Genomic DNA, 5,957 nt, shown 5'->3' on the forward strand with positions numbered 1-5,957 from the left:
AGCCGGTCGCGGCGGCGGCGGTCGAGCCCGTCGGCCTGGGCATATTCGTCGACCAGCAGTTCCAGTTTCTTCTGTTCGTCCGAAAGGCCCGCGCCGGCCAGGACCGGCGGCAGGTGGCCGATGGTGACGGCGGCGATCCGTCGTTTCGCGACCGCTGCCTCGCCCGGATTAGAGACGATGAAGGGGTAGATGACCGGCAGGCCGCCGGTGACGATTTCGGGAAAACAATCCTTCGACAGCGCCACGGTCTTGCCCGGCAGCCATTCGAGCGTCCCGTGCGCGCCGAGATGGACGATCGCATGCGCGCCAAGCACCTCGCGCATCCATTGCCCGAAGGCGATCAGTGCGTGGCGCGGGGGAAGGTCCGGGCTGTGATAGTCGGCGCGGCGATCGGCGTTGCGGCCGCGGTCGGGCGCGAGCGCGACGGTGATGTTGCCGAAGCTCGCGGCGCGGAAACGGAAAGTGCCGTCCCTGAGATCTTCATCGGCTTCGGCCCCGCCCCACGCAGCCTCTGCAACGGTCAGGGGAACGTAGGCGGAGCGTGCGTGGCCGGCGGATTTGGCACTCAGGCTGTCCAGGAGATCACGCGGAGTCTCAGGGATATCCGAAACATCATAGCCGGCTACCGATAATTCATGCAGCATCCCGAGCACGCTCTGTGGCACGTCCAGGCCGACGGCATAACCGGTGCGTCCGGGCGCGCTCGGATAGTCCGGCATCAAGATAACGATCTTTCGCTCGGCACGCGGTGCCGCCTTCATCCGCAGGAAGGCGGCGATACGGTCGACGACCTGTTCGACCCGGTCCGGTTCCGGCTGATTGACGAGGTTGGCGGAGCTTTCGCCGGCCTTGAAGGAGATCGCACCGGCAAAAATACGTCCGTCGAGCTCGGGCAGGACGACGTGCATAGCGAGGTCGGCGGGGTTGAGGCCGCGCCGGTTTTCCGTCCAGCCATCGCGGCGGGTCGTGGCAACGACGATCTGGAAGACCGGCACGCCGGTGCGGTCGAAAATCGTTTCGCCGTTGCCGTCGGTGCCGCTGGCAAAGGCGGTGGTGGAAAGGATGGCCGCAGGTTTCAGGTCCGAGACCGCCTGTTCGACGAAGGCCAGTGCATCCGGCTCCTTCAGCCCGCCGACGAAGATCGGCACCGGTGCAAAACCGCGCTTCTTTAGCGCTTCGAACAGCGCGTCAATCGGCGCTGCGTCATTCGCAAGCAGCATGGAGCGGTAGAACAGGATCGGCAAGCGCGGCGCATCCGGCGCAAAGCGGGCCAGCAGGTCGTTGGCCTCGACGATGCCTTTTCCGGGCGCGTAGTAGCCAGCCTTCGGCACTAGGGCTGCCTCCGGCAGCGGTTCCGTTTTGCCCTCGGCCAGCGTCGTCAGCAATCTCGCCAGAAGCCGCATGTTGGCCGGTCCGCCTTCGCGGAAGCAGCTCAGGATGCCGGCGATCCGGTCTTCCGAAACGGTCGAGGCGGCGGTCAGCCGTTCGTCGCGGATGCTGCATTCGCCGGGCAGCAGCGCCAGCGCGATCTTTTTCCGCTTCGCCATGTGCGAAAGTTCTTCCACGCCATAAGCCCAGCGATCGTAACCGCCGAGAATGCGCACGAGGATGACCTTGGCATGGGCCGCCGTCTTCTCGATCCAGAGATCGACCGACATGGGATGGCGGAGATCGGAGAGGTTGGTGAGGCGGAGGCTTGGGAAAGGGGCCGGCACGTGCTTGCTGCCATGTTCATGCATGTCGCCACCCCCCTCTGGCCTGCCGGCCATCTCCCCCACAAGGGGGGAGATCGAATCGTGGCCACGCCACGCCTCACTCCGGCGCTGGTTCTTGATGGAGGCGGGTGCGTCTTGCTGATCTCCCCCCTTGAGGGGGAGATGGCCGGCAGGCCAGAGGGGGGTATCCAAACCGCCGTACCCAGCCGAATTCCAGACGGCGGAAAGGCCGTTCAGGTCGCTGCCGGAAAAGGACAGCACCACCACGTCGGCCGGCGACTGATTGAGGTCGACCGGTTCGATGAGGTCGTCAAGCGACGACGATGTGGTGGCGAGTATGTGCATCCTTCCCTCGGGCCTTCTTACGCGGCCAGCATCCTTTCGATCGCGGCGCGGTCGATGCCTTTTTCGCCGATCACGACAAGGCGGCTTGTCCGCGCTTCGCCGGGTGCCCAGGCACGGTCGAAATAATGGTTCACGCGCGATCCTACCGCCTGAACCTGCAGGCGCATCGGCTTGTTCGCGACTTCCACGAAGCCTTTTATGCGCAGCACGTTTTCCGCCTCCGCAGTCGCAGAAATGCGGGCGGCGAGCTGTTCGGCATCGGTCACGGCGGCCAGATCGACGACGAAGCTGTCGAAATCGTCGTGATCGTGGTCGAGTTCGTCGTCGTGATGGGTCTTGCGGTTTTCGATATCGTCCTCGACGGCGAGGCCGAGGCCAATCAGTACGGCCGGATCGATGGCGCCATTGGCGGCCGAGACGATTTTCACGGCACGTGGCAGATGGGCGGATACGCGATCCCTGGCGGTCGCGAGGCCAGCGGCATCCAGGAGATCGCTCTTGGTAAGCACGATCATGTCGGCACAAGCCACCTGGTCCTCGAACACTTCCTCGACCGGGTCGTCATGGTCGATCGAGCCGTCCGCGTCGCGCTGCGCTTCCAGCGCCTCGTGATCGTCGGCAACGCGGCCTTCGGCGAGTGCCAGTCCGTCGACCACGGCAATCACGGCGTCAACCGTCACCCGTGCCTTGACGTCAGGCCACTGGAACGCCTGGACGAGGGGCTTCGGCAACGCAAGGCCGGAGGTCTCGATGAGGATGTGATCGACGCGGGGTTCGATGGCCAGGATACGGTCGATCGCCGGCACGAAATCGTCCGCCACGGTGCAGCAGATGCAGCCGTTGGCAAGCTCGATGATGTTGTCTTCCGGGCAGCTTTCGATGCCGCAGCCCTTCAGGACGTCTCCGTCGATGCCGACATCGCCGAATTCGTTGACGATGATCGCCAGCCGCTTACCCTTCAGGTTTTCGATCAGGTTGCGGATCAGCGTGGTCTTGCCGGCTCCCAGAAACCCGGTAACGACGGTGCAGGGAACGCGGTCGAACGAAACGCTCATGATGGCATGTCCTCATGGTGATGAAAGGGTGGAATACGGGCCGTCATGCCCTTGCCGCGCAGGCAGGTCGGGCGGCCGCGAAGGGGAAGGAAGCCGCGCTCGTCCTCGGCCAGCATCATCGCGCCGGTGACGATGTCCTCGACATTGTCGAGCGACAGGTGGCCGAAGACATAGGACCAGCCGCTCTTGTGGTTGAAGGCGGCGCTCGGGCTTTTTTCGCAATTGGCAAGGCAGGTGACCGGCTTGACCGCGAGCGGCTTGCCGCTTGCTGCCTCGCGCAGCGCCGCGATCAGCGCGATGCCGGGCCGGATTTCGCCGTCGGACGCGTCACGGCAATTGGTGCAGACGAAAATCGTCACATCTGCCGGGCCGGCGGTTGCCGGATCATCTGGTCGGTGGTCACTCATCGGTCAGCCGCGTTCCCGCCGGGGTCGAAAAAATCGGGGCGCGGAGCAGAAGGTCGAAATCCCTCTGCGGTGATCGAGAAACTTCCTCCGGAGCACCCCGCCCGGTGAAGCAAAATTAATCGGACGGCAGGTCTCCTGGCTCGCGGGTCGTCGCCATTTGCCTGCCTTCCCAGGATACCGTTGGCCGGATTTCCCAGTGGCTTGACGGCCAAATGGCCGTTTTAGGCAATGGCTCGCCGCCTACAGTTGCGGGGGCAGCCGCGGCATTGATCCTGAAAAGGGATCGCACCGCATTCTCTCTTAGCCCTCCCCGTTGCCGGAAAGGGACCATCTCTCTTCAAGTAAGCCCGGTCGCAGGCCCATGTCAATGCGTCGCAAAGGCGATTGCCGTGACGGCGAATTCGTCTATAGTGATCGAGCCTATGGTGCCCGAAAGGGTTTTAGAGGGAATGCGGTGCGACGGAATTCTGCCGTCCAACCCGCGGCTGCCCCCGCAACTGTAAGCGGAAAGTCTTCGACCAAAACGGCCGTCCGGCCGTCATGCCACTGGGAAATCCGGCCAACGGACTTCTGGGAAGGCGGGAGAAGGCGTCCGATCCGCGAGCCAGGAGACCTGCCAGAGGCGGCAAAGAACGTGAACGGCCCTCGGGTGGAGGGCGAAAGGACGAGACCATGGTTACGAATTCTGCTGCAGCTGCAGTCACCATTTCCGCTTCGAAGATCATTCCCCTCAGCATGACGGCCCTGCTCGGCCTGTTCATCGTCGGCTTTGTCGGCTTCTCGCATCTGGAAGTCGTCCACAATGCCGCGCATGACACGCGCCACTCGCTCGCCTTCCCCTGCCACTGAGGAGTTCTCCCCAATGTCGTTGTTTCGCAACATCGTCTTCACGGCGGTGATCGCCGGGCTTTTGTCCGGACTACTGCTGACCGTGATGCAGAGTTTCTCCACCGTGCCGCTGATCCTGCGGGCGGAAGTGTTCGAAAATGCCGCGCCCGAGGCAGGCCACAGCCATGACGCAGCACCTGCCGCAGGTGCTGCGTCATCCGCCGCCGAGCATCACCACGGCGAGGAAGCCTGGGCTCCCGCCGATGGCTTCGAGCGTTTCATCTATACACTCGCCGCGGACATGCTGTCGGCTATCGGTTTTGCCCTTGTCCTCATCGCCGCCTCGGAAGCGTTCGGCGGCTTCAAGGGCTGGCGCGGTGGCCTGATGTTCGGCATTGCCGGCTTTCTCACCGTCATTCTCGCGCCCGGCCTTGGCCTGCCGCCGGAACTGCCCGGCATGCCGGCCGCGGAACTCGGTCCGCGCCAGATCTGGTGGGTCTCGACGGCTGTCTGCACGGCAATCGGTCTCGGCCTGCTCGCCTACACACGCTCGGCCGTATTTGCAGCGCTTGCGGTCGTGCTGCTGATCGCCCCGCATCTGGTCGGCGCGCCGCTGCCGCCCAGCCATGAAACGGCCGTCCCGATGGATCTCTATGCCCGCTTCGTCAACGCCGTCTATGCCACCAACCTGGTGTTCTGGGCGGTGCTCGGTGCGCTGGCCGGTGTCGTCCGCGAAAAGTTCCGCGCTGGCGAGGAAGCTTCTGCCGGATCTTCGGCGAAGCTCGCTTCCCGGTGAAGGAGATCGATGAGGCGTCCGTCGAGCGTCACCGCGCCAAGATGGCGAACCGCAAGGCGGTTCAGGATGCGGAAGTGGCAGAGAAGACCCAGGAAAAGGGTCTTCTCATCGTCCATACCGGCTCCGGAAAAGGCAAATCCACAGCCGCCTTCGGCCTGGCGCTGCGCATGCTCGGCAACAACCGCCGGGTCGGCGTCGTGCAGTTCATCAAGGGCGCCTGGTCGACTGGGGAGCAGCCGGCGCTTGCCGTCTTCGGCGACCGCGTCGCCTGGCACACGATGGGTGAAGGTTTTACCTGGGAGACCCAGGACCTGAAGCGCGATGTCGCCGCAGCGGAAAAGGCCTGGGAAAAAGCACTCGAGCTGATGGCGGACGAAACGATCGGGCTCGTCATCCTCGATGAACTCAACATCGCGCTCCGTTATGACTATCTCGATCTCGACAGGATCGTCGCCGCGTTAAAGGCGCGGCGGCCGGATTTGCACGTGGTCGTCACCGGCCGCAACGCCAAGCCGGCGCTGATCGAGGCGGCCGACATGGTGACCGAGATGTCGCTGGTCAAGCATCACTTCAAGGCGGGCGTGAAGGCCCAGGCCGGCATCGAGTTTTAGCCATGGTTGGGGTCAAGCCAGCTCGGGCGCTGATGTTTCAGGGAACGGGCTCGGATGTGGGCAAGTCGCTGGTGGTGGCCGGGCTTGCCCGCGCCTTTACGCTACGCGGCCTGAAGATCATGCCGTTCAAGCCGCAGAACATGTCGAACAATGCCGCAGTCACTGCGGATGGCGGCGAAATCGGCCGGGCGCAGGCGTTG

6 protein-coding genes, 1 pseudogene and 2 riboswitches are annotated in these 5,957 nt (G+C 64.1%); of the genes and pseudogenes, 4 read left to right on the top strand and 3 right to left on the bottom strand.

From position 1 onward, the window contains the following. The 3 genes from MOV61_RS27695 to MOV61_RS27705 form a co-directional block, all read right to left on the bottom strand. Window positions 1-2,060 (bottom strand): cobaltochelatase subunit CobN (locus MOV61_RS27695; RefSeq protein ID WP_247138885.1); only part of this gene is annotated, 2,060 nt, incomplete at its 3' end. Between the two features lie 17 nt (window positions 2,061-2,077). After that, a complete protein-coding gene (cobW, locus tag MOV61_RS27700) occupies window positions 2,078-3,115 on the bottom strand; it encodes a cobalamin biosynthesis protein CobW (RefSeq protein WP_105404381.1) in 1,038 nt (345 codons plus the stop codon). Continuing rightward, entirely contained in the window at window positions 3,112-3,522 is a 411-nt protein-coding gene (locus MOV61_RS27705) for a DUF1636 domain-containing protein (RefSeq protein ID WP_038547130.1), read from the bottom strand. Before MOV61_RS27705 ends, cobW begins: the two co-directional genes overlap by 4 nt. Window positions 3,523-3,629: 107 nt before the next feature. Beyond that, a riboswitch (cobalamin riboswitch) is annotated at window positions 3,630-3,869 on the bottom strand. A gap of 59 nt (window positions 3,870-3,928) precedes the next feature. Then, window positions 3,929-4,158, top strand: a riboswitch (cobalamin riboswitch). A gap of 36 nt (window positions 4,159-4,194) precedes the next feature. Here MOV61_RS27705 and MOV61_RS27710 point away from each other — a divergent pair. The 4 genes and pseudogenes from MOV61_RS27710 to MOV61_RS27725 all read left to right on the top strand — a co-directional run. Continuing rightward, entirely contained in the window at window positions 4,195-4,371 is a 177-nt protein-coding gene (locus MOV61_RS27710; RefSeq protein ID WP_038547127.1) for a CbtB-domain containing protein, read from the top strand. A gap of 13 nt (window positions 4,372-4,384) precedes the next feature. Beyond that, a complete protein-coding gene (locus MOV61_RS27715; RefSeq protein ID WP_038547124.1) occupies window positions 4,385-5,146 on the top strand; it encodes a CbtA family protein in 762 nt (253 codons plus the stop codon). After that, window positions 5,143-5,757, top strand: a complete 615-nt coding sequence (gene cobO, locus MOV61_RS27720; protein ID WP_309493865.1) for a cob(I)yrinic acid a,c-diamide adenosyltransferase — start codon at window positions 5,143-5,145, stop codon at window positions 5,755-5,757. Before MOV61_RS27715 ends, cobO begins: the two co-directional genes overlap by 4 nt. 2 nt (window positions 5,758-5,759) lie before the next feature. Next, window positions 5,760-5,957: pseudogene (locus MOV61_RS27725) on the top strand (cobyric acid synthase CobQ); the annotation flags it as partial.

Source organism: Neorhizobium sp. BETTINA12A (genome assembly GCF_023006485.1).
Lineage (GTDB): Bacteria > Pseudomonadota > Alphaproteobacteria > Rhizobiales > Rhizobiaceae > Neorhizobium.